Below are 23715 nucleotides of genomic sequence, written 5' to 3'. Positions count from 1 at the left end.
ACGAGAGGCATGCTCCGTTCCGATCTGCGTCTCGAATGGCTCGTCTCCTTCCTCGGCGTCGTGGACACCGGCAGCTTCAGCGCGGCGGCCGAGCTGACCCACCGCTCCCAGCCGCGCGTGAGCATGCATGTCGCCGCCCTCGAACGGGAGGCGGGGGTGCCGCTGTTCGACCGCGACCGGCGCCCGGTGACACCCACCGACGCGGGCGCGGTCCTCGCCGAGCACGCGCGCGCCATCCTGCGAAGGCTCGCCGGGGCCGAGGCCGCGATGGCCGGGTACCGCGGCGCCGCGCGGGGCGTGGTGACGCTGGGCAGTTACCCGAGCGCGAGCGTGGCGTTCGTGCCGCAGCTCCTGGAGCGCATGGCGCGTACCCGCCCCGCCATCAAGGTGGTCCTGGTCGAGCGCTCCACCCTGGAGCTCGACGCGGCGCTCGCGAGCGGCGAGGTGGACGTCTGCCTGCGCCCGATGGCGCCTCCGCCGGGCCCTTCGGTGGAGTCGCGGCCGCTGTGGTGGGAGAGCCTGATCGCGGTCCATCCGCCCGACCATCTGCTGGCCGAACTGCCGGAGCCGCTGCCGCTCGCCGCGGTGGCCGCGCACCCCCTGATCACCATCGGCCGGCTCGGCTCCCCCGAGGCCATGGGCTTCGAGACGTACCGCGCCTTCAGCGAACGCGGCCTGGAGCCCAACGCCGTCCAGGCCACCAACCAGCCGCAGACCCTCATCTCGCTGGTCCGCAGCGGTCTCGGCATCGGAGTCACCAACCTCCTCGCCGTCGCCACCGCGGACACCTCGGGTGTCGTGGCGCGCAGGCTCGACGTGCCCTGCGGGCGCAGGGTCGCGGTGCACTGGTCCACCACCCGGACGCTGACACCACCGGCCCGCACACTGCTGCGCGAGATCGAGGCCTCCGAGGTGCCACCGGGCACCCGGGACCTCACGGAGGACACCCGGAACGGTTCATCCAAGTTGCGAATACCCGCATCAGCACGGCGCGCTTAACGCCGCACGACGGCGTTCCTAGCGTGTGTCCAACACCGGTCAACGAGGCGGAAGTTGAGGGTTCGGATGCGTACTGACCCAGTCACACGTCGCACGATGCTCGGCCGGAGCGCAGCGGCCGGCGGGGCGCTCGCGCTCGGCTCGCTGCTGCCCGGGGAGGCCATGGCGGCCGACAGGACCACCGGCGCCACCCATGCCACCTCCGCCGCCGCGAAGAAGGGCGACTACGAGCGCATCGGCGTACGCCCCCTCATCAACGGCCGCGGCACCTACACCGTCCTGAGCGGTTCGCTGATCCTGCCGGAGGTGCGCGAGGCCATCGACGCGGCGTCCCGGCAGTACGTGCAGCTGGACGAGCTGGCCGACGGCGTCGGCAGACGGCTCGGCGAGCTGACAGGCGCCGGGTTCGGCATGGTCAGTTCGGGCTGTTCGGCCGCCCTCACCCACGCGTCGGCGGCCTGCACCGCGGGCGGCAACCCCGACCTGCACATCCAGATCCCCGACCTGAGCGGCTTCACCAAGACCGAGGCCATCATCCCCAAGCACTCCCGGAACGTGTACGAGGCCGCCATCAGCGCCGTCGGCCTGAAGGTCGTCGAGGTGGCCACGCGCGAGGAGATGAAGGCGGCGCTCGGCCCGCAGACCGCGCTCGTGTACGTGTTCGCGATGCCCCGCGTCGACGAGAGCGAACTGGACCTCAAGACCATCGCCGACCTCGCCCACGCGAAGGACGTGCCGGTGCTGGTCGACGCCGCCGCCGAGGTCCTCACCATCCCCAACGTCCATCTGGAGCGCGGCGCCGACCTCGTCGCGTACAGCGGCGGCAAGGCGCTGCGCGGGCCGCAGTCGGCGGGCATCCTGCTCGGCCGCGAGGACCTGGTGCGGGCGGCCTGGGTGCACAGCGCGCCGCACCACGGCTACGCCCGCGGCTTCAAGGTCGGCAAGGAAGAGGCCATGGGCATGCTCGCGGCCGTCGAGATGTGGGTGCGCCGTGACCACAAGGCCGAGTACGCGAAGTGGACCTCGTGGCTGAAGACGATCGCCAAGCGGGTCTCCGACGCGGTCCCGGGTGTCACCTCCGAGCTCGTCCAGCCGGAGGGCCTGTCCAACCGCACACCGACGCTGAATCTGTTCTGGGACGCGGAGAAGCGCGGCGTCGTCGGCCAGACGATCGTGGACGCCCTGTGGGAGGGCGAGCCGCGCATCGCCATCAATCCGGCGGGCAGCAAGGACCCGGCGCTCTCGGGTCTGGCCGTCACCCCGTACATGCTGGAGCCCGGCGACGAGAAGACCATCGCCGACCACATCGTCAGGCAGCTCAAGGACCCGCCCCCGGCCCCCGCGAAGCCGAAGCCGCCCTCCGTCGACGCGAGCGGCACCTGGTCCCTGGAGATCACCTACGCGGCCGGCGCCTCCAGCAAACACAAGCTGACGCTGAAGCAGGACGGCGCCAAGCTCACCGGCACCCACCGCGGCGACTTCGTCTCGCGCCCCGCCACGGGCTCCGTCGGCGCCGACGAGGTGACGGTGCGCAGCTCGTACGGCGAGGAGCACGGCGACTCCCTCTCGTACGCCTTCACCGGGAAGCTCACCGGCGACGAGATGAGCGGCCGCGTCGATCTGGGCGAGTACCTCAAGGGCAGCTGGAAGGCGACCCGCACGTCCTGAGCCCCCCCCCCCTCAAGCACCCCCACCCCACCAACTTCATCGGAGGACGCGTGACCTCGAACCGACGGGACTTCATCCGCAAGGCCCCCGCCGTGGCGGCCATCGCCGCCGTACCGGCCGTGGCGGGCGCGGGCCCGGCCTCGGCGGCCGACGCCCAGCACGGCAGGCCGGCCAAGCCGCGCAAGGAGGTGCACTACCCGGACGGCGTGGAGCCGCCGGAGAACCCGCTGTTCAGCCCCATCGTCACGTACGGCTCGATGGTCTTCATCTCCGGCATCGGCGCCCACTTCGAGGGCGACATCCGCGCGCACACCGACCACGTACTGAACGAGGTGGAGCGCTATCTGGAGTCCGTGGGCTCCTCGATGGAGAAGGTCCTCAAGATCAACGTCTATCTGAACACCCTCGACGACTACGACGGGATGAACGAGGTCTTCCTCGGCCGCTGGGGCCCCGAACCCGGTGTGCGCACGACGATCGCGGCGGCGGCCGGCATCCCGGGCGACTCGCTGGTCGAGATCGACTGCATCGCCGTCATCTGAGTCGTCCCACCGGTCCGAACGACGAGGGAGTTCTTCATGCGCACAAGACAGCGGGCCCACTGGCTGGTGCTTCCGGCGGCCCTGACACTGACACTCGGCGCGGCGACGGCGGGCGCCCTGGCGTCTTCGACCGCGCCCGCGACCTCGAAGGCCGAGGCCTACGACCTGGTGATCGAGCGCGGCCATGTCATCGACCCGAAGAACCACGTGGACGCGGTCCGCGACGTCGCGGTCAAGGACGGGAGGATCGCGAAGGTGGCGAAGGACATCGACGCCTCCGCCGCGAAACAGAAGGTCGACGCGGCGGGCACGTATCTCACCCCCGGCCTGGTCGACCTGCACGCCCATCTGTTCCCCGGCCCCGAGGACGACTACGCGAACGGCAAGAACGGGGTGGCTCCCGACGGATTCACCTTCCGCACCGGTGTCACCACCGCGGTCGACGCGGGCTCCTCGGGCGCGGCCAACTTCGACCTGTTCAAGAAGAACATCATCGACCGGTCCCAGACCCGCGTCCTCGCCTTCCTCAACATCGTCGGCAAGGGCATGGGCGGCGCAAAGGTCGAGCAGGACGTCAGCGACATGAAGCCGGGGCCCGCGGCGGAGAAGGCGGCCGAGTTCCCGGACACCGTCGTCGGCATCAAGACCGCACACTACGAGGGCAAGGACTGGGCCGCCGTCGACAACGCGGTCGAGGCGGGCACGAAGGCGGACCTGCCGGTCATGGTCGACTTCGGCGCCAACCACCCCGAGCGGCCGATCGAGCAGCTCCTCGGCGAGAAGCTGCGCCCCGGTGACATCTACTCCCATGTGTACTCGGGCCTGCGCAACGAGCTGCTCGACAGCGGCAAGCTCAACTCCGGCCTGCACAAGGGCCGGGAGCGGGGTGTGCTGTTCGACGTCGGGCACGGCGGCGGCAGCTTCAGCTGGGACGTGGCCGTCGAGGCGATGAAGGAGGGCTTCGCGCCCGACACCATCTCCACCGATCTGCACATCACCAGCATGAACGCCGGCATGAAGGACATGCCGAACATCATGGGCAAGTTCCTCACCCTCGGCATGCCGCTCAAGGACGTCGTCGAGGCCTCCACCTGGAAGCCCGCGAAGGCCGTCGGCCGCTCCGACCTGGGCAACCTCTCGGTCGGCGCCCCGGCCGACCTGGCCCTGTTCTCCCTCGACAAGGGCAGGTTCGGCTACGTCGACAGCTTCGGCTACCGGATCGACGGCAGCCGCAAGCTCACCACCCAGCTGACCGTGCGCGCGGGAAAGGTGGTGTGGGACCTCAACGGGAAGTCCGCGCAGAAGTGGACACCGGGCGCGAAGCCGGACACCGGGGAGCACGAGCACTGAGCGGTGAGCACAGGTGACACACGGGTGCCCCACAGGGTCCCGGCCCTCTCGGCCGGGACCCTGTGCACGGCCGTGACCAGCATGCGGACAAATGGACGAAGTCCTTCCGGTGGCTGCATACGATTCCGCGACACACCTGTCACCCGCAGCACACCAGCACCTCCGGAAGGCCCCCGTGAGCTCCACTTCCTCCCTGCCCTCACCCACGCCGGCGGAGGCGGCGTCAGGACCCGTGCCGATCCGGTCCGCGGCCGACGTCTCCGATCTGGTCAACTCCGGGACGGCGCGCGGCAAGCACGCCCGGATGATCGTGATCATCGCGCTCGGCGGCATCTTCCTCGACGCGTACGACCTCAGCTCGCTCGCGTACGGGCTCCCCGACATCACGAAGCAGTTCGGCCTCAGCTCGACGATGGCCGGCGTCGTCACCGCCTCCATCAGCGTCGGCTCGCTGATCGGCGCGCTCGTCGGCGGCTGGCTCGTGGACCGAATAGGCCGCTACCGGGTCTTCATGGCCAACATGCTGTTCTTCGTCGTGACGGCGTTGGTGTGCGCGGTCGCGCAGGACGCGTGGACGCTGATCGGCGCCCGGTTCGTGATGGGCATCGGCGTCGGCATGGACATCCCGGTCGCCATCGCGTTCCTCGCGGAGTTCTCCCGGCTGCGCGGCAAGGGCAGCAAGGGCTCGCGCACGGCCGCCTGGTCCCCCGCCTGGTACGCGGCCACCAGCGGCTGCTACCTCGTCATCATGGCGCTGTACTTCCTGCTGCCGGACGCCCACCTGGGCTGGCTGTGGCGCTTCACCGTCGGCTTCGGCGCGATCCCCGCACTCGTTGTCCTGCTGCTGCGCCGCCGCTACATGAACGAGTCCCCGACCTGGGCCGCCGACCAGGGCGACCTGGAGGGCGCCGCGAGCATCCTGCGGCAGTCGTACGGGGTGGATGCCTACGTCCCGGACGACGTACAGGGGAAGACGGAGCGACCGCAGCGACCCGGGCTCGCCTCCTACGCGCGCCTGTTCAAGGGCCCGTACCGCACCCGCACGATCCAGTCGGTGGTGGTCGGCCTCGCCGAGACCTTCGGCTACAACGCGGTCGCGTTCGGCCTGCCGATCATCATCGCCACACTCATGACGCAGGGCCCGCTGACCACCATCGCGTCGTCCTTCACGCTGAACCTCGTCTTCGCGCTGACCGGCGGCCTGCTCGGCATCCGCTGGGCGTCGACGAAGGGTGCCTGGCCGATGATGTCGCTGGGCTTCGCGATCCAGCTGGTGGCGATCACCGTGCTCGCGCTCATCGGACAGCCCTCGGGCACCGCCGTCGTCACGGCGGGGATCCTGATGCTGGGTGCGTTTATGTTCGCCCAGGGCTTCGGCCCCGGAGCGCACATCATGAGCTACGCCTCGCTGGGCTTCCCCACCTCGATGCGCGGTATCTCCATCGGCTTCAACCAGGCCGTGCTGCGCCTCGGTTCGACACTCACGCTGTTCTTCTTCCCGATCCTCAGCACCGGGCTGGGGACCGGTGTGTACTGGGTGATTCTCGGCGCGCCCGTCCTCGGCCTCATCGCGCTGCTCGTGAAGCGCTGGGAACCGGTGGGCTTCGATGCCGACGCCGAGGAGCGCGAGCTCAGTCTCCGGTCGATCTGAGGGGAACCGCGCCCACGCTGTGGCCGCGCCGGTCGAGCAGTCGGCCGGCGTGCTTCAGCGTGCGCAGCACCACCGCGCGCTCCGTGATGCGCAGGCCGAGGTCGGCGAGGCGGCGGTTGAGCAGGGCCTCGGTGGTGTGCACCTCGGCGAGCGTGCGCAGCCAGATGTCGAGGATGAGGTTGTGGGTGCCCGCGGTGATGCTGCACATGCGCAGGCCCGGCAGGGTGCGCAGGGCCTGCACGGCGGGGTCCAGGTTCTCAGCGGGCACGGACCCGAAGTAGACGGCGGAGACCGGGAATTCGGTCAGTGGCCGGGCCAGCGTGCACCGCAGTGAGAGGCGGCCGCCGGCGCTCAGCACCCGCAGCCTGCGGCGGACCGTGGCCGTGCTCGCCCCGGTGGCCCTGGCCAGGCCCGACAACGGCATCCGCCCGTCGCTGCCGAGCGCGTGCGCGATACGCCGGTCGATGGGACGTATCGGCTCGTCGGGGACAGGGGCCTCGACGTCCGCGTACTCGGGCCGCAGCAGCGTGCGCTGGGCGGGCGTGAGGCTCCGCAGCCGCCACTGGGCGCCCTCGAAGGGCACCGCCGTGATGACATGGATCCGGGTGCCGCGCACCCCGGGCAGCCGGGAGATCCGCTCCCCGGTGTAGTGGGCGAGGTCGTCGAACGACGAGGCGCCCACGATGGCCAGCAGGTCGCGCCCACCCGACGTCTGCTTGAGGCTGAGCATCCGCGAGTCCGCCGCGAGCGAGGTCAGCACGTCCTCCGGCAGATGCCCACCCGTGTCGATCTCGACCTGCGCGTACACCGACCCCTCGTCGCGGTCGAGCGCGAGATACCCGTCGACCCAGGCGGCCCCGCTCTTCGCGAGCCGCTCCCAGCGCCGGGCGGCGGTGACGGGGTCGATGTCGAGCGCCTCGCCGATGAGCGTCCACGGTGCGCGGGTGTTGACCTGCAGGGCGTGCACGAGCGCGAGATCGAGCTCGTCGACCCGCACACGGTCCGCCACGCTCGGCTCCGCGACGGTGCGCCGCTCCTTCGCCGGTTCTGAATGCTGCGTTCTCACGGTGGCCGAAATCCTGCACAGATAGGTGGACCAGGTCAGGTTCCTGCGATTTTACGTGTTCGTCATCGCCGAATCCGACAGTGTTCGCTCATGAGTTCCCAACAGCCTTCCTCGCTCCGCATCACCAACGCCCGCCTCATCGACGGCACCGGCGCCGCGCCCGTCGAGGGCGCCACGCTCGTCGTCGACGCCGAGGGCCTCATCGCCTACGCGGGCCCGGCGGCGACGGCGCCGGACGCCCTGCCCGGCGTGCACACCATCGACGCCGGAGGCCGCACGCTCCTCCCCGGCTTCATCGACACCCACGTCCACCTCGGCGTCGAGTCCGCGCGCCAGATGGTGCGCCGCTACGAGCAGGACACCACGGTCGAGACCTTCCGCACCGCCGAGCGGCTGCGCGCCACCCTCGACGCGGGTGTCACCACCGTCCGCGACCTGGGCGGGCTGCCGGCCGGCTACCGCACGGCGGTCGCGCAGAGCCTGACCACCGGGCCGCGCATCCACACCGCCGTCCGCATCCTCAGCCACACCGGCGGGCACGCCGACTTCGCCACCGAGTGCGGCTTCGACCCGAGCTCCGGGATGGGCGAGATCGCCGACACCCCGGACGAGGTGCGGCTCGCGGTGCGCAAGCTGCTGCGCGCGGGCGCCGATGTCATCAAGGTGTGTGCCACGGGCGGCATGTCGAGCCCGTACGACCACCCCGACGACGAGGGTCTGACCGAGGAGGAGATCCGTACGGTCGTCGAGGAGCTGGCCCGGCACGGCGGCCGCCCGGTCGCCGCGCACGCGCAGGGCACGGCCGGCATCCTCAACGCGATCCGCGGCGGTGTCACCAGCGTCGAGCACGGCTACGGCATGTCGGCGCAGGCCCGTGAACTCGCGGGCGAGCGCGGCACGTTCGTCGTCCCGACGCTGTCCACGGTCTTCGACGGCATCGACAAGGCCACCATGGAGCCGTACCACTACGAGAAGAAGGTCCGCTGGTCCGGCATCACCAAGGAGAACATCTCCGCGGCGATCGCCGAGGGCGTGAAGATCGCCATGGGCACGGACGCGGCGATGGTCCCGCACGGCCGCAACCTGCGCGAGCTCACCCACCTCGTGGCCCTCGGCATGACACCCCTGCAGGCCATCACCACGGGCACCCGCTCCGCCGCCGAACTCCTCGGCCTGGACACCGAACTCGGCACGCTGGAGCCGGGCAAGCGGGCCGACCTGGTGCTGTGCGAGGGCGACCCGCTCGCCGACATCACGCTGCTCGCCGACCCCGCGAACGTCGTCCTCGTCGCACAGGGCGGCACACTCCGCAAGAACGGACTCGGGACATGACGACACAGACACCGGCCCCCGAGCGCGAGCGCACCAGAGCGGGCTTCATCGACAGGGCCATGTCCGGCATCGAGCGGGTGGGCAACAAGCTCCCCCACCCGGTCCTCCTCTTCCTCGGCCTGTTCGTCCTGGTCGGCGCCGCGTCCACCGCGCTCGCGGCGGCCGGCGCGACGGTGCGGATACCCGGCGAGGACAAGACGGTCGCCGTGCAGGGGGTGTTCACCGGGGACGGCGTGGTCTGGCTGCTGGAGAACTTCATCCCCAACTTCACGGGCTTCCCCTCGCTCGGCACGGTGCTCCTGATGATGGCCGCGGTGGGCGTGGCCGAGCGCACGGGCCTCCTTGAGACGATGGTCCGCGCCTCGATCTCCCGCGCCCCGAAGTGGCTGCTGCCGTACCTGGTGGCGTTCGTGGCGGCGCAGGCGCACCTGATGAGCGACGTGGCGATCCTGGTGATCCCGCCACTGGCCGCGCTGGTGTTCAAGAACGCGGGCCGCAACCCGGTCGCGGGCCTCATCGGCGGCTTCGCCTGCGTGTGCGCGGGGTACGCGGCGGGCTTCACGATCGGTGCGCTCGACGCCCTCTACACGGGCATCACCCACCAGGCCGCGCAGGTACTCCCGCAGGGCGGGGACGCCCCGACACACATCCTGATCAACTACTTCTACACGGCGTCGGCGAGCGTCGTCCTGGCCCTCATCGGCGGCTTCCTCATCTCGCGGGTCCTGGAACCGCGGCTGCCTCGCCCGACGGCTGACGGCACCGACGCGGACGGGGAGGTCACCACGGAGGTCACCGCCCTCCAGCGCCGCGGCATGCTCCGCGCAGGCCTGGTGGTCCTCGCCTACGCCGCCGTGGTCATCACCTGCTGGCTGCTCCCCGGCTCCCCGCTGCGCGGCGAGGGCGGGGCACTGGTCCCCTCCCCCGTCCTCGACGGCATCGTGCCGCTCCTCTTCGTGGCGTTCCTCCTGGCCGGCGCGGTCTACGGCCGTACGGTGAAGGCGGTCACGCGCTTCGAGGACGTGCCGCGCATGATGGCCGACGCGATCACGGGCATGTCCGCGTACATCGTGCTCATCCTGGTCATCGCGCAGGTCATCGGTGTCTTCGACTGGACGAACCTGGGCACGCTGCTGGCGGTGAAGGGCGCGGCGCTCCTCGAATCGGTGGGCCTGACCGGCTACTTGGGCCTGGTGGCCTTCGTCCTCCTGGTCTGCGTCCTGAACCTCTTCATCACCTCGGGCTCGGCGCTGTGGTCCCTGGTGGCCCCGGTCTTCGTCCCGGCGTTCATGCTGCTGCACATGGAACCGGCGGTCACCCAGGCGGCGTTCCGCATCGGCGACTCGGCCACCCAGATGATCACGCCCTTGAACCCCTACGTCTTCCTGCTCCTGACGGTCCTCAAACGCTACGAACCGGAGGCCCAACTCGGCTCCCTGCTCTCGCGGTTGTCGGTGTTCGTGGTGCCGTTCCTGGTGGCGTGGCTGGCGGTGCTCGGCATCTTCTACGGCTTCGACATCCCGCTGGGTCCGGGAGCCTCCATCAGCACACCCTGAGCCGCCCCGTACACGTTTCCTTCACATTGCCGCTACTGCCTGCACACATGGCATATGCTCGCGGGGCTCCACTGGAACGAATGAGGGGGGAACCTCATGCGCTACCGCTACGCCCTGCCCGCAGCCGCCGCCGTCGCCGCGCTCGCCGCGACGGCGTCTCCCGCACAGGCCGCCGAGTACTCCTCGGCCCTGAAGATCAGGGGCGTCCAGTACGACGCCCCCGGTCGGGACTCCAACCGCTGCTCGGGCGGCAACACCAAGAACGAGTACCTGACCATCAAGAACTACTCGCGCACCGCGACGGTCAACCTCAAGGGGTACCTCGTCAAGGACGCCGCGGGGAACCGCTTCAAGTTCACCGCGAGCCACTCCCTTCAGCCGGGTGACTACGTGAAGCTGCGCGGCGGCAACGGCAGCGACTCCGACGCGAACAACGTCGTCTACCGCGACAACTGCAACTTCATGTGGAACAACACCGGGGACACCATCTACCTGTACAAGCCCTCCGGCCCCCGGTCCGACGTCCACTCGTACACCAAGCGGTCGAACGACCGGGACGGCAACGGGTACATAGCCTTCCACGGCTGACCGATCGGCTGGCCGGGAGCTAGGACGGGTCGATCAGCGCAAGACCCAGTTCCGGGCGGTACACCTTCGCCAGCTCCGCGGGGCTGTCGCGGACGATCACCTCGAGGGTCGGCCACACCCGGCCCTCCAGGAGGTGGCCGCCGCGGGTCGTGCCGTCCGCGAGGCCCAGCACGGTGTGCAGGTGTGCGGTCGGGCCGTCCTCGCCGACGGCGATGTCCCCGAGCAGCGAGAGCACCTCGCACTGCTGGCCCACCGTGGTGGGCCGGTAGTCCTTGGCGTCCCGGTCGAACCACCCCACGACGGCCTGCGAGAACGCGCCCACGGCCGTCACCTGGGAGGCACCGAGGGAGCGGGCGCGGGCGAAGTCCGTGATCCCGGTCAGGGCCTCCTCGCCCTCGTCGAGCACGAGGACGTAGACGGCTGCCGGGGAGTGCTGCACTTGTTGCCACTTCATGTGCGGCCGGGTCCCCCCGCCCGCCGGTCCGGAAACCGGCGGGCGGGGGTCTTCCGTCTACTGGGCGTACGTCTCGAACTCCGCGACCTGCGGCGTCGCGCTCGCGCCGGCGATCTCGAGCGTGAGCTTCTTCAGCGAGGTCTTGGGGAACGACGTGACACCCGCGCCGGTGCCGGAGGCCAGCACCGTGCCCGTGTCACCGTTGAGGAGCCGCCAGGCCTTGATGCGGCCGGTGGCTCCCGCCGTCTCCCGGATGTTCGCCTTGGAGACCGTGGTGGCCGTGCCCCACTTGACCGAGACCGAGCCCGTCGTACCGCTCGGCGACCAGTGGGTGGTCATGCTGCCGTCGCGTACGTTGCCGTAGCTGGTGCCGTCCGCCTTGCTGGAGCCGTCGGAGCCCGCGCCGATGCTCAGGTTGGTGCCGGAGGGCTGCGTGGGCGCGGGGTCGGTGGGTGTGGGCGTCGGATCGGTGGGCGTGGGAGTGGGTGTCGGTGTCTGCGTCGAGCAGCTGCCGTCCGACACCTTCATGCCCTTGTTGGCGCCCGCCGTCTCGCCCACGACACCCGGCACGCAGGACGCGGCGTCGAGCTTGTAGGCGTACGGGATGGAGACCGTAGTGTTCGACGTCGGGTTCGGCCCGGCCGGCTTGTAGTCGCTCGCCGCGCCCGACCAGGTCACGTTGTCGAAGGTGTTGCCGCTGACCTGCCAGTATCCGGCGGCCGTCGTGTAGAAGGTGCCGAGGACGTCCTTCGAGTTCTTGAAGTAGTTGTTGTCGACCTTGGCCTTCGCCCCGGCGCGGGAGTTGATGCCCGACTCGTTCAGGCTCACGTAGTAGTTGTTGTACATGTGCGCCGTGCCGCCGCGCAGCAGGGGTGCGCGGGAGTCGATGTTCTCGTACAGGTTGTGGTGGAAGGTGATGTAGCCGTTGGACAGCTCGGTCTCGCTGGAGCCGATCAGGCCACCACGACCCGAGTTGCGCAGCGTGCTGTACGAGAGGGTGACGTACTGGGTGTTGTCCTTCATGTCGAAGAGGCCGTCGTAGCCCTCCGACTCGCCGCCGGAGGCGAGCAGGTTCACATGGTCCACCCAGACGTTGCGGACGTCGCTCTCCATGCCGATGGCGTCGCCGCCGTTGGAGGTGGGCGAGCCGGACTTCTTGACGTTCTGGACCGTCACGTTCTGGATGATGATGTTGCTGGACTCGCGGATGTGGATGCCGAGTTGGTCGAAGACCGCGCCGTTTCCGACGCCCACGAGGGTGACGTTGCTGATCTGCTTGAGCTCGATGACCCCGGCGGCCGTGTTGCAGCTGTCGCCGGACACCTTGGCGGTGTTGCCGTGGTTGATCGTGCCCTCGACCTCGATGGTGATCGGGGTGTCGGCGCTCGCACGGCCGCACAGGGCCTGGTGGATCTGCGTCCCGGTGGTGGCCCGCACGGTCGCCCCGCCCGCGCCTCCGGTGGTGCCGCCGTTCTGCGTGGCGTAGCCGGTGGCGGTGCCGGTCACGGCGGCCGACGCCTCGGACGTCGACAGCGTCATGGCGGCGGCGCCCGCGAGGGCGAGCGCGCCGATCCCGGCGGTGAGGCGGAGCGCGACGGGTCTGGGTAACTTCATCGTCGTGTGTCCTTCCGGTGCAGTGCAGCGCACTGACTCAGGTGCTCTGGGCATGCCGGTGCAACCGGTGTGGTGACCGGCGGAAAGAGGGGGAAAGCGCTTTCTGCGCGGGACAATAGAGCGCCGCCGGAGCGCGTGGCAAGGCCCCGCGCACCGCTTGTGACCCAACTTCTCCCGGCGCAACTCCCCGCGCACGGGCCGTACTTGACGACCCGGCAGGTCACCCGCGTCCCGCGACCTCCACCCGCACCCCGCACGCCTCGAACGCCCTGACCTGCTCCGCCGGCGCCGACGCGTCGGTCACCAGCGTCCAGCCCTCCTTCAGCGTCGCCCACGCGTGGAACGGGGCGCGGCCCAGCTTCCCGCCGTGCGCGAGGACGTAGACGTGGTCCGCCCGCCGGGCCATGAGTTCCTTGAGCCGGGTCTGGCGCAGGTCCGCCTCGCAGATGCCGCGGTCGACGGTGACCCCGTCGGCGCCGAGGAAGACCCGGTCGAAGGACATCCGCTCCAGGGCGGCCTCGGTGAGCGGCCCGACGAACCCCTGGCTGAGCGGACGCAGCGTGCCGCCCAGGCACTCGACGTGCACGCCCTCCGCGTCGGCGAGCGCGTGCAGCGCGGTCAGCCCCGTCGTCGCGATGGTCAACTCCTTGACGGCGCGCAGCTCATGGGCGAGCGCGCCGACGGTCGTACCCGCGTCGAGGAGCAGCGTCTCGCCCGGTTCCACCACGCGCGCCGCCCACTGCGCGATGGCGCGCTTCTCGTCGTACGCCTCTCCCGTGCGCTGCCGCAGCGAGGCCTCGGGGTGCGCGGACAGCGCCATCGCGCCGCCGTACGTACGGGCCAGCCGGCCCTCCGCGGTGAGGCGGGCGAGGTCGCGGCGGATGGTGGACGGGGTGACCTCGAAGAGCTGCGACAGTTCCTCGACGCTGGCGAGCCCGCTGGTGGTGGCCAGGTCGACGATGCGGTCCCGGCGGGCGCGGGAGCCCTGCGCCTGGGAGGTGGGCGGCTGGGGGTTCGGGGACGGCATGGTCGGTCCTCTGCGGTACGGCGGCGGTCAACGGCGGTGCGGCGAAAGGCGGTTCAGACCGCCGGGGCGGAGGGCGCCGTGGCCATCTCGGCCGCCTGGCGAAGGGCCTCCACCATGCTACCGGCCTCCGCCTTCCCGGTTCCGGCGATGTCGAACGCGGTGCCGTGGTCGACGGACGTGCGGATCACGGGCAGGCCCACGGTCAGGTTCACGCCCGCCTCGATGCCGAGCACCTTCACGGGGCCGTGCCCCTGGTCGTGGTACATCGCCACGATGAGGTCGTAGTCGCCGCGCGAGGCGAGGAAGAAGGCGGTGTCGGCGGGCAGCGGGCCGCGCGCGTCCACACCGGCGGCACGCAGCTTCTCCAAGGCGGGCTCGATCTTCTCGGCCTCCTCGCCGTACCCGAAAAGACCGTTCTCACCGGCGTGCGGGTTGATGCCGCAGACGCCGATGACGGGGTGCGGGGTGCCGGCGCGGACCATCGCCTCGTGGCCGCGGCGCACGGTGCGCTCGACGAGTCCCGGCTCGATGCGGTTGACCGCGTCGATGAGGCCGATGTGTGTCGTCACGTGGATGACCTTGACCTTCTCCGTGGACAGCATCATCGACACCTCTTCGGTGCCGGTGAGGTGTGCCAGGAGTTCGGTGTGTCCGGGGTAGATGTGTCCGGCGGCGTGCAGGGCGCCCTTGTTGAGCGGGGCCGTGCAGATGCCCTGGACGTCACCGGCGAGGGCGAGTTCCGCGGCCCGCTTCACGTACGCGTACGCCGCGTTGCCCGCGACCTCGGAGAGTTCGCCCCAGGGCAGGTCGGCGGGGAGCAGCGCGAGGTCGACGACGTTCACGCGGCCGGGTGTGAAGACCGCGTCGCGGGGGTGGTCGACCTCGGCCACCTCGCACTCCAGGTCCAGGATGCGGGCGGCCTCGCGCAGCCGCGCGGCGTCGCCGATGACGACCGGGCGACAGCGCCCGAGCACCGCGGCGTCGAGCAGCGCGGCGACGACGACCTCGGGGCCGACGCCCGCGCCGTCGCCCATCGTGACGGCGATGAGCGGGAGTCGGGGCAGGTCGGGGTTCATGGGTGGCTCCTCTTGGGGTGGTGGGGCTCAGCTCGCCGGCTGGGCGGGAAGGGTCCGGGGGCCGGGCGTGGCCAGGTGGGGGCGCAGGGCCGTGGCGATGCGCAGGAGCGAGTCCTCGGCGCCGTAGCTGCCGGGGCGGGTCACGACGGTGCGGCCGTCGGGGGTGCGGGAGTGGACGGCGCCGTGGTGGATCTCGTCGACCGGCTCCAACTCCCGTACGCCCAGGGCGTCCAGCGTCGCACGGGCGGTCTCGCCGCCGGTGAGGACGAGGTCGGGGCGGCCGGGCCAGGCGGCGGCGAGGGCGGCGAGCGCCGCGCTCAGCACGCGCCCGCCCGCGGGGTGCAGCCCTGCCGAGCCGTCGATCGACAGGACGGTGTCACCTGCCACGATGCCGGGCGGCACCGTCACGGCACCGGACATCAACTCCACCGGCCGCAGCGGCAGATGACGCATACCGAGCGCCTCCAGACGCGCGATCTGCGCCGCCGCCCCGGGCTCCGCCGTTCCCGCGACCACGAGCAGCGGGGCCGTCTCGCGCGCGGGTGGTGGCACGGGCACGGCGGGCCGCGCGAGCGCCCGGCCGAGCGCGCCGGCGAGGCCGCCGCTGCCGAGGAGCCGGAAGCCGGGCCCGAGGCGCAGGGCCGCCGCGACGACGGCGTCCAGGTCGGCATCGGTCTCGGCGTCCGGGGCGGGGTGGCAACCGGCCGCCGCCGCGCGCTTCAACTCGGCCTCCAGGCGGCCGGGTCCGGAGCGTACGGCCGCCAGCGGGACCGTCCGCACCGGCAGCCCCGAGAACGCCTGCGCCACCGATCGCGGCGGCGCTGCGCGTTCCGCGCGCCAGCCGCTCGTTTCGTGCAGCGGCACCCCGGCCACGTGCACGACGCCGCCCGTCACGGTGCGCCGGGCGGCAGGCAGCGCGGGCGCGACGACGAGGGCCCGCGCCCCCTCGGCGTAGGCCGCGGCCTCGGCGGAGACGTTGCCGCGCAGCTGCGAGTCGATCTTCTTGTAGAGCAGCCCGTACCCGCCCGAGCCCCGCCGTCGCAGGGCCGAGCGCACGGCATCTGCCGCATCGGCAGGCGGCAGATGCCGTGTGTTCAGGTCCACGACGAGGTCGTGCCCGGATGCCGCGGCGGCGCCGCACGGCGCGGTGAGGGACAGGCGGACCGGGCCGCCGAGCGCGCGGGCGGCCTCGGCCGCGCCGGACAGGTCGTCGGCGAGCGCGAGCACGGCGGGGAGCGGGGGCGACGAAGCCACGGGATCGAACCTCCTTGGGAACGCCCGACGTTGGGCGGCCCGCCCGGATCATGGCACAGGTTGCGCGATCTGCGCGAGACCTCTTGCGCGGAACACGCAGCCGTGCGAGCGTTCCGGTGTCCGACGCCCCCTGTGGCCGGTCGGCCGCACCGCCGCCTCTCCCCCGTTCGTCCCGGTGCCGCCCACCCGCCGCGCGGCACACCCCTTGGAAGGACCCCACCGTGACCCCCGGCATCCAACTCCCCCACGCCCCCGTCCCGTTGTCACGCCTCGTCCTCGGCACCATGACCTTCGGCGACACCGCGGACCGCGCGACGGCCGCCGCGATGCTGGACGCCGCGCTGGACGCGGGCGTCACCGGCGTGGACACCGCCAACGGCTACGCGGGCGGGGAGAGCGAGCGCATCCTCGCCGAGCTGCTGGCCGGCCGCCGCGACCGGGTCGTGCTCGCGACGAAGGCCGGCATCCCCCACCCCGACCAGGGCGAGCACGCGCCGCTGTCCGCCGACGGCCTGCGCGCCGCACTCGACGGCAGCCTCCGGCGCCTGGGCACGGACCACGTCGACCTCTTCTATCTGCACCAGCCGGACCGGGCGACGCCGCTCACCGAGACCCTCGCCACCGTCGCCGGGTTCGTGAAGGCCGGCAAGGTGCGCGCACTTGGTGTCTCCAACTACGCGGCGTGGCAGATCGCCGAGGTGAACCGGGTGGCCGACGAGGTGGGCGCGCCCCGCCCCGTCGTCGCACAGCAGCTGCACAACCTGCTCGCACGCCGCATCGAGGAGGAGTACGTCGAGTTCGCGGCACAGACCGGCCTCGCCACCATGGTCTACAACCCGCTCGGCGGCGGCCTCCTCACCGGTCGGCACACCTTCGAACAGGCCCCGGACGGCGGCCGGTTCGGCGACTCGAAGGTCGCGGCGATGTACCGGCAGCGGTACTGGAACGAGGACCTGTTCCGCGCGGTGGCCGACCTGACGGCCATCGCGTCCGACGCGGGCCTCCCGCTCACCGACCTGTCCCTGCGCTGGCTGCTCTCCCGCCCCTCCACCGACGCCCTGCTGCTCGGCGGCTCCAAGGTCGACCACCTCAGGGCGAACATCGCGGCCGCCGCTCAAGGCCCGCTGCCCAAGGACGTGTTGACCGCCTGCGACGAGGTCGGCGCCCGGCTGCGCGGCCCGATGCCCGCCTACAACCGCTGACCTCGCCGACCTCCGCTCACCCCCGTACGCACATGGAGACCCCCATGACCCCCGGCCGCACCTCCGCCGAGTTCACCGCCGCGCTGCGCAACCGCGAACAGCTCATCGGCTACTGGTCGTTGCTCGACTCCCCGGTCGCCGCCGAGCGCCTCGCCCGGATCGGCTACGACTACCTCGCCTTCGACGCGCAGCACGGCCTCTTCGGCTACCAGGGCATGCTGAACAACCTCCTCGCCACCGACACCAAGGGCTCCACGGCCGTCGGCATGGTGCGCGTCGAGGCCAACGACCTCACGTACATCGGCAAGGCCCTCGACGCGGGCGCGACCGCCGTCATCGTGCCGCTCGTCGACACCGCGCGGGACGCCGCCGACGCGGTCGCCGCCGTGCGCTACCCGCCGCTCGGCCGCCGCAGCTACGGCCCGATGCGCGCCCAGCTCCGCGTCGGCCCGAACCCGGCCGACACGCACGACGCCACCGCCGTCCTCGCCATGATCGAAACGGCCGACGGGCTCGCCAACGTCGAGGAGATCTGCGCGACGCCCGGCCTCGACGGCATCTACGTCGGGCCCTCCGACCTGCGCCTCGCCATCGGCGGCGCGACGTCCACCGACCCGTCCGTGCAGGGCGAGTTCGAGCAGGCCCTGACCCGCGTACGGAAGGCGGCGGAGGCCGCGGGCATCGCGGCCGGCATCCACAACGCCGACGGCGCGAGCGCGGCCCGCCGCCTCGCCGATGGCTTCACCTTCGCGACGGTGGCAGCGGACGTCGTCCACCTCCAGCAGATCGCCACGTCCCACCTGGACGCGGCGCGCGGCGGGGCACACTGATGGCTGCCACCACGCTCATCACCACCCCCACCTTCGCCCGGCACTCCGCACGCCCGTGGCAGATCCTGGAGGCGGCGGGCGCGGGACCGCTGCGCCCACGCGAGGACGGGGCGCTGCCGACGGCCGAGCTGTTGAAGCACGCCGCCGAAGCGGACGCCCTGATCGTCGGCATGGACCCGATCACCTCCGAAGTCATGGACGCGGCACCGAAGTTGAAGGTGATCGCCAAGCACGGGGTGGGCGTCGACACCATCGACCTCGACGCGGCCCGTGAGCGCGGCATCCCCGTCGTCTGCGCCCCCGGCAGCAACTCCCGCGCCGTCGCCGAGTACACCTTCGGGCTGCTCCTGTCGGCGGCCCGCTCGCTCACCGCCTCCCATGTCGCCGTGGCGGCGGGCGGCTGGCCGAAGCTGTTCGGCCCCGAGCTGCACGGCAGGACGCTCGGCATCGTCGGCTTCGGCCGGATCGGGCGGCTGCTCGCCGGTTACGCGCGGGCCTTCGGCATGTCGGTCCTGGCCCACGACCCGTACGTGTCCGATGACACCATCCGCTCGCTCGACGCCGAACCGGCCTCGCTGGACGCCCTGTTGACCCGCTCCGACGCGGTGAGCCTGCACACCCCGCCGGACCCGTCCGGCACCCCGCTCCTGGACCGCCCCCGCCTGGAGTCCATGCGGCGCGGCGCGATCCTCGTCAACGCCGCGCGCGGCGGCCTGATCGACGAGGCCGCGCTCGCCGAGCTGCTGCACACCGACCACCTCGGCGCGGCGGCCCTCGACGCGTTCACGACGGAGCCGCTGCCCGCGGACCACCCGCTGCGCGGCGCGCCCCGCGCGCTGCTGACCTCGCACATGGCGGCCTGCACCCCCGAGGCGAACCAGGCCATGGGCGCGATGGTCGCGGAGGACGTCGTCCGCGTCCTCGCGGGACAACCGGCCCGGCACGAGGCCGCCTGACACACCCCGCCATCCCCCACACCTCCCTGTCCGGATTCCGGCGAAGGCGCCGGAAAACCCCCGAGGACCCGACACATGGCCACCACCACGCCCGGCGCCGTCCCCCCGGCGCCCGCCCAGGCCGATCCGTACGCCCTGCGCGCCGAAGACGCCCGCCCGGCCCCCGAGACCTTCCGCGGACGGCTGCGCCGGCTCGGTCCCGGGCTCATCCTGTCCGCCGCCGTCGTCGGCTCCGGCGAGCTGATCACCACCACCTCGCTCGGCGCCAGGGCGGGCTTCGCGCTGCTCTGGCTCGTGATCATCTCCACCGCGGTCAAGGTGTGGGTGCAGATGGAGCTGGCCCGCTGGACCATCCTCACCGGCCGCCCCGCGCTCGACGGCTTCCGTGACGTCGGCCCCCGGATCGGCCGGCTGAGCTGGATCAACTGGCTCTGGATCGGCATGGACTTCGCCAAGATGTTCCAGCGCGGCGGCATCATCGGCGGTACCGCGGCGGCCTGTTCGATCCTGCTGCCCATCTACGGCGGCGTCCTCAGTGTCGCCTCGCTGACCATCTGGGCGCTGATCGTCACGGCCGCCGCCGTGCTCATCCTGCAGACGGGCAAGTACCACGTCGTCGAGCGGGTCGAGGTCGTCGGCATCACGCTCAAGACGGTCATCACCGTCGGGCTCGCCCTCGCCCTGCCGCTCACCGCGTTCGGCTACGGCTCCGCGGACCTCGCCGAGGGCCTGAGCTTCCAGATCCCGGCGGGCACGGTGGGCATCGCCCTCGCCATGTTCGGCATCACCGGTGTCGGCGCCGACGAGATGACGACGTACACGTACTGGTGTCTGGAGAAGGGCTACGCCCGCTGGACAGGGCCCGACGACGGCACCGAGGAGCGCGCGCGGCGCGCCGAGGGCTGGCTGAAGGTGATGCGCCTCGACGTCGGTGTCTCGTGGGTGATCTGCACCCTGTGCACGCTGTCCTTCTACACGATCGGCGCCTCCGTGCTGCACCCGCAGGGCCTCGTGCCCGAGGGCAACGACATGATCACCACGCTGTCGCACATGTACACCGACGTGCTCGGCCCGTGGGCGCAGTACCTCTTCCTGGCCGGCGCGATCGCGGTGCTCTTCTCGGTGACGGTGGCGTCCTCGGCGAGCGTGCCGCGCCTGTGGAGCAACACGCTCGGTCTGCTCGGTGTCATCGACTGGCACGACCTGCGCTCCCGCACCCGCACCGTCCGCATCCTGACCTGGTGTCTGCCGCCAGTGTGGATGTGCTTCTTCCTGTGGGTGCAGTCCCCCGTCCTGATGGTGCAGATCGGCGGCATCGGCGGTGGTGTCTTCCTGCTCGCCGTGGTGATAGCGGTGTGGCGGCTGCGGTACACGGGTGTTCCGGCCCGCTTCCGCTCCAACCCCTGGCTGACCGCCGCCCTCGTCCTCAGCAGCGCGGCGATCCTCTTCCTCGGTGTCTACGGTGTGCTGGACACGCTGGGCCTGGTCCCCGGCGCCTGACACCACCGTCACACTTCTGTGATCGGCATCACCCTGTACTCACCGGCAACGTCAGGTCATCATATGACCTGCGTTCGACGCCCGCCGGTGAGAGACAGGGACTGACACACATGCACGACCAGGATCGACAGGACCGGCCCCGCGTGGGCGTCGTCGGCCTCGGGGCCATGGGGCTCGGCATGGCGCGCAGTCTGCGCGCCGCCGGGTTCCACGTGGCGGTCCACGACCTGCGCGCCGACGTGGCCGCCGCCTTCGCCGACGAGGGCGGCGTCGCGTACGACACGGCCGGCGACCTGGCGGCCGACGTCGACGTCCTCGTGGGTGTCGTGGTCAACTCGGCGCAGGTCGAGTCGGTCCTCTTCGGCGAGGGCGGCGCGGCGGAGCGCCTGCGCCCCGGTTCCGTCTACGTCATGTGCTCCACCGTCGACCCCGCCTTCGCCGCCCAACTGGAGGGCAGGCTCGGCGCGTTGGGCGTGCGCTGCCTGGACGCCCCGATCTCCGGCGGCGCCGCCCGCGCCGCCACCGGCGAGCTGACGATGATGACCTCCGGCGCCCCGGAGGCGTACGCCCTCGCCGACCCCGTGCTCGACGCGATGAGCGCCACGGTCTACCGGCTCGGTGACACCGCCGGGCTCGGCTCCAAGGTCAAGATCGTGAACCAGCTGCTCGCGGGCGTGCACATCGCCGCCGCCGCGGAGGCCATGGCCCTCGGCATCAAGGCGGGCGTGCCGGCCGAGTCGCTGTACGAGGTGATCACCCACAGCGCGGGCAACTCGTGGATGTTCGAGAACCGCATGGCCCATGTGCTGGCCGGGGACTACACACCGCTCTCCGCCGTCGACATCTTCGTCAAGGACCTCGGACTCGTCCTCGACTCGGCGCGGCCCCAGAAGTTCCCGCTGCCGCTGTCCGCGACCGCCCACCAGATGTTCCTCCAGGCCTCCGCGTCCGGTCTCGGCGGCGAGGACGACAGCGCGGTCATCAAGATCTTCCCGGGCATCGAGCTGCCCGAGCCCCAGCAGAACGACACCGACGAGAAGGAGGCCTGACATGCCCGTCCGTCTCGGATGCATCGCCGACGACTTCACCGGCGCCACCGACCTGGCCAACAACCTGGTGCGCGCCGGCATGCGCGTGGTCCAGCTGATCGACGTACCCGCACCGGACACCGAGACACCGCAGGACGCCGACGCGGTCGTCATCGCGCTCAAGTCGAGGACCGTCCCGGCGGCCGAGGCCGTCGACTCCTCGCTGCGCGCCCTGGAGTGGCTGCGCTCGGCGGGCGCCGAGCAGATCTACTTCAAGTACTGCTCGACGTTCGACTCGACGCCGGCCGGCAACATCGGCCCGGTCACCGAAGCGCTGATGGACGCGCTCGGCACCGACTTCACCGTCGCGACCCCCGCGTTCCCGGACAACGGCCGCACGGTCTTCAAGGGACACCTCTTCGTCGGTGACGTGCTGCTCGGCGAGAGCAGCATGCGCCACCACCCGCTCACCCCGATGACCGACTCCAACTTGGTGTCGGTCCTTGACGCGCAGACCGCCCGGCCCGTCGGGCTCATCGACCACAAGGCCGTCGCGGCCGGGTCCGAGGCCGTCGCGGCACGGATCGAGGAGCTGCGCAAGGAGGGTGTCGGCGCCGCGGTCGTCGACGCCGTGTCCAACGACGACCTCGTACGCCTGGGCGCCGCGGTCGCCGGTCTGCCGCTGGTCACCGCCGGTTCGGGCCTCGCCATCGGGCTGCCCGCGAACTGGGGCATCGTGCCGTCCCCCGAGGCCGCCGAACTCCCCGCCGCCACCGGCCACTCGGCGGTCGTCGCCGGTTCGGTGTCCGCCGCGACCAACGGCCAGGTGCGGGAGTTCCTCGCCACCGGCCGCCCCGGCTTCAGCGTGGATCCGATGCGGATCGCGGCGGGCGAGGACGTGGTCGCCGAGGCACTCGCCTTCGCCGACGCCCATCTGTCGTCCGAGGGACCCGTGCTCGTCTACTCGACCGAGTCCCCCGACGCCGTACGCGACGTGCAGGGGCAGCTCGGGGCCGCCGAGGCCGGGGAGCTGGTGGAGCGGACGCTCGCGCGGATCGCCCAGGGCCTCGTCGAGCGCGGGGTGCGGCGGCTCGTCGTCGCCGGTGGCGAGACCTCAGGCGCCGTCGTGCAGGCGCTCGGCCTGACAGGACTGCGGATCGGCCCGCAGATCGATCCGGGTGTGCCGTGGTGTGCGGCGCCGCTCGCCGACGGTGACACCCTGCACATCACCCTCAAGTCGGGCAACTTCGGCGGCCCGGACTTCTTCACCGCGTCCTTCGACAGGCTCGCCGAGCCCGGCCAGGGGGAGCACCAGTGACACTCGACACCAAGTCCCCCGTGGACACGGCGCGTTCGGAGATCGTCCGCGTCGGCACGAGTCTCTTCGACCGCGGCTACGTCCACGCCAGCGCGGGCAACATCAGCGCGAAGCTCGACGACGGACTCGGTCACCTCATCACCCCGACCGACGCGGCCCTCGGCTTCCTGAAGCCCGAGCGGCTCGCACTCGTCGACGCCGGTGGTGTGCAGGTCGCGGGCGACCGCGCCAGCAAGACACTGACCCTCCACCGCCGGATCTACGAGGCCGACCCCACGGCCCGCTTCGTGATCCACACCCACTCCACCCACCTGGTCGCGCTCACCCTCGCCGGTGTGTGGCACCAGGACGACGTGCTGCCACCCCTCACCCCGTACTACGTGATGAAGGTGGGACACGTCCCGCACATCCCGTACCACCGGCCCGGCGACCCGCACGTCGCCGATCTGGTGACCGAGCGGATCAACTCCCGTGCCGGGCAAGGGACTCCGATCCGCGCGGTCCTGCTCGACCGGCTCGGCCCCGTGGTCTGGGGCCCGGACGCCGCCTCCGCGCTCGCCGTCCTCGAAGAGCTCGAGGAGACGGCCCGCCTCTGGCTGACGACCGACCGCAAACCCGCACCCCTCCCCGACGACGCCATCGCCGAACTGAGAGCCACCTTCGGCGCGGCGTGGTGACACCCCTCCCCCTGCCCCCTCCGCTCC

At 71.6% G+C, this 23715-nt stretch carries 21 protein-coding genes; 15 read left to right on the top strand and 6 right to left on the bottom strand.

The genetic code is table 11. The annotated features are described in order from the left end of the window. The first annotated feature begins 9 nt into the window (after positions 1-9). From ACZ7L4_RS10255 to ACZ7L4_RS10235, 5 genes are all read left to right on the top strand, one after another. Positions 10-999 (top strand): LysR family transcriptional regulator, encoded by a 990-nt coding sequence (locus ACZ7L4_RS10255; RefSeq protein ID WP_472101282.1) that lies wholly within the window; start codon positions 10-12, stop codon positions 997-999. 66 nt (positions 1000-1065) lie between these two features. After that, on the top strand, positions 1066-2667 hold the full coding sequence (locus tag ACZ7L4_RS10250) for an aminotransferase class V-fold PLP-dependent enzyme (RefSeq protein WP_472101281.1): 1602 nt from the start codon (positions 1066-1068) through the stop codon (positions 2665-2667). Positions 2668-2717: 50 nt separating this feature from the next. Continuing rightward, positions 2718-3209 carry a RidA family protein gene (locus tag ACZ7L4_RS10245; RefSeq protein WP_472101280.1) on the top strand — a complete coding sequence of 164 codons (492 nt, stop codon included), beginning with the start codon at positions 2718-2720 and terminating at the stop codon, positions 3207-3209. Between the two features lie 36 nt (positions 3210-3245). Then, positions 3246-4559, top strand: coding sequence for an amidohydrolase/deacetylase family metallohydrolase (locus ACZ7L4_RS10240; protein WP_472101279.1), 1314 nt, complete (start codon positions 3246-3248; stop codon positions 4557-4559). A 175-nt stretch (positions 4560-4734) separates the two neighbouring features. Beyond that, on the top strand, positions 4735-6210 hold the full coding sequence (locus tag ACZ7L4_RS10235; protein WP_472101278.1) for an MFS transporter: 1476 nt from the start codon (positions 4735-4737) through the stop codon (positions 6208-6210). Here the strand turns inward: ACZ7L4_RS10235 and ACZ7L4_RS10230 are convergent. Further along, on the bottom strand, positions 6191-7276 hold the full coding sequence (locus ACZ7L4_RS10230) for an Lrp/AsnC family transcriptional regulator (RefSeq protein ID WP_472101277.1): 1086 nt from the start codon (positions 7274-7276) through the stop codon (positions 6191-6193). The genes ACZ7L4_RS10235 and ACZ7L4_RS10230 overlap by 20 nt on opposite strands. 90 nt (positions 7277-7366) lie before the next feature. Here ACZ7L4_RS10230 and ACZ7L4_RS10225 point away from each other — a divergent pair, with 90 nt between their 5' ends. The 3 genes from ACZ7L4_RS10225 (at position 7367) to ACZ7L4_RS10215 (ending at position 10752) form a co-directional block, all read left to right on the top strand. Continuing rightward, the gene (locus ACZ7L4_RS10225; protein WP_472101276.1) at positions 7367-8608 is read left to right on the top strand and encodes a metal-dependent hydrolase family protein; all 1242 of its coding nucleotides are present in this window, start codon (positions 7367-7369) and stop codon (positions 8606-8608) included. Continuing rightward, on the top strand, positions 8605-10164 hold the full coding sequence (locus tag ACZ7L4_RS10220) for an AbgT family transporter (protein WP_472101275.1): 1560 nt from the start codon (positions 8605-8607) through the stop codon (positions 10162-10164). The genes ACZ7L4_RS10225 and ACZ7L4_RS10220 overlap by 4 nt, the downstream gene beginning before the upstream one ends. 96 nt (positions 10165-10260) lie before the next feature. Then, positions 10261-10752, top strand: a complete 492-nt coding sequence (locus ACZ7L4_RS10215) for a lamin tail domain-containing protein (RefSeq protein ID WP_472101274.1) — start codon at positions 10261-10263, stop codon at positions 10750-10752. Positions 10753-10771: 19 nt separating this feature from the next. Here the strand turns inward: ACZ7L4_RS10215 and ACZ7L4_RS10210 are convergent, their stop codons facing one another. The 5 genes from ACZ7L4_RS10210 to ACZ7L4_RS10190 all read right to left on the bottom strand — a co-directional run bounded on the left by ACZ7L4_RS10210 (position 10772) and on the right by ACZ7L4_RS10190 (position 16177). Further along, the gene (locus ACZ7L4_RS10210) at positions 10772-11206 is read right to left on the bottom strand and encodes a PPC domain-containing DNA-binding protein (RefSeq protein ID WP_472101273.1); all 435 of its coding nucleotides are present in this window, start codon (positions 11204-11206) and stop codon (positions 10772-10774) included. Positions 11207-11263: 57 nt separating this feature from the next. Further along, positions 11264-12820, bottom strand: a complete 1557-nt coding sequence (locus ACZ7L4_RS10205; RefSeq protein WP_472101272.1) for a pectate lyase family protein — start codon at positions 12818-12820, stop codon at positions 11264-11266. A gap of 220 nt (positions 12821-13040) precedes the next feature. Further along, positions 13041-13847, bottom strand: a complete 807-nt coding sequence (locus ACZ7L4_RS10200; protein ID WP_472101271.1) for a DeoR/GlpR family DNA-binding transcription regulator — start codon at positions 13845-13847, stop codon at positions 13041-13043. A gap of 53 nt (positions 13848-13900) precedes the next feature. Further along, positions 13901-14923 carry a 4-hydroxythreonine-4-phosphate dehydrogenase PdxA gene (pdxA, locus tag ACZ7L4_RS10195; protein WP_472101270.1) on the bottom strand — a complete coding sequence of 341 codons (1023 nt, stop codon included), beginning with the start codon at positions 14921-14923 and terminating at the stop codon, positions 13901-13903. Between the two features lie 27 nt (positions 14924-14950). After that, the gene (locus ACZ7L4_RS10190) at positions 14951-16177 is read right to left on the bottom strand and encodes a four-carbon acid sugar kinase family protein (protein WP_472101269.1); all 1227 of its coding nucleotides are present in this window, start codon (positions 16175-16177) and stop codon (positions 14951-14953) included. A gap of 221 nt (positions 16178-16398) precedes the next feature. Between ACZ7L4_RS10190 and ACZ7L4_RS10185 the strand changes: the two genes are divergently transcribed. From ACZ7L4_RS10185 to ACZ7L4_RS10155, 7 genes are all read left to right on the top strand, one after another. Next, a complete protein-coding gene (locus tag ACZ7L4_RS10185) occupies positions 16399-17379 on the top strand; it encodes an aldo/keto reductase (protein ID WP_472101268.1) in 981 nt (326 codons plus the stop codon). 44 nt (positions 17380-17423) lie between these two features. Next, on the top strand, positions 17424-18209 hold the full coding sequence (locus tag ACZ7L4_RS10180; protein ID WP_472101267.1) for an HpcH/HpaI aldolase family protein: 786 nt from the start codon (positions 17424-17426) through the stop codon (positions 18207-18209). Beyond that, positions 18209-19165, top strand: coding sequence for a phosphoglycerate dehydrogenase (locus ACZ7L4_RS10175; protein ID WP_472101266.1), 957 nt, complete (start codon positions 18209-18211; stop codon positions 19163-19165). The genes ACZ7L4_RS10180 and ACZ7L4_RS10175 overlap by 1 nt, the downstream gene beginning before the upstream one ends. 75 nt (positions 19166-19240) lie before the next feature. Then, entirely contained in the window at positions 19241-20665 is a 1425-nt protein-coding gene (locus tag ACZ7L4_RS10170; RefSeq protein ID WP_472101265.1) for an Nramp family divalent metal transporter, read from the top strand. Positions 20666-20775: 110 nt separating this feature from the next. Further along, positions 20776-21714: an L-threonate dehydrogenase gene (ltnD, locus tag ACZ7L4_RS10165; RefSeq protein WP_472101264.1), complete on the top strand. Its 939-nt coding sequence runs from the start codon at positions 20776-20778 to the stop codon at positions 21712-21714. 1 nt (position 21715) lies between these two features. After that, positions 21716-23011 (top strand): 3-oxo-tetronate kinase, encoded by a 1296-nt coding sequence (gene otnK / locus ACZ7L4_RS10160; RefSeq protein ID WP_472101263.1) that lies wholly within the window; start codon positions 21716-21718, stop codon positions 23009-23011. Further along, positions 23008-23688, top strand: coding sequence for a class II aldolase/adducin family protein (locus tag ACZ7L4_RS10155; RefSeq protein WP_472101262.1), 681 nt, complete (start codon positions 23008-23010; stop codon positions 23686-23688). Before otnK ends, ACZ7L4_RS10155 begins: the two co-directional genes overlap by 4 nt. Positions 23689-23715: the final 27 nt, after the last annotated feature.

The sequence above is a fragment of the Streptomyces sp. NPDC107575 genome (assembly GCF_055657265.1).
The sequence above is the reverse complement of the archived record's forward strand: the minus strand, read 5'-3'. Positions and strand labels throughout refer to the sequence as shown.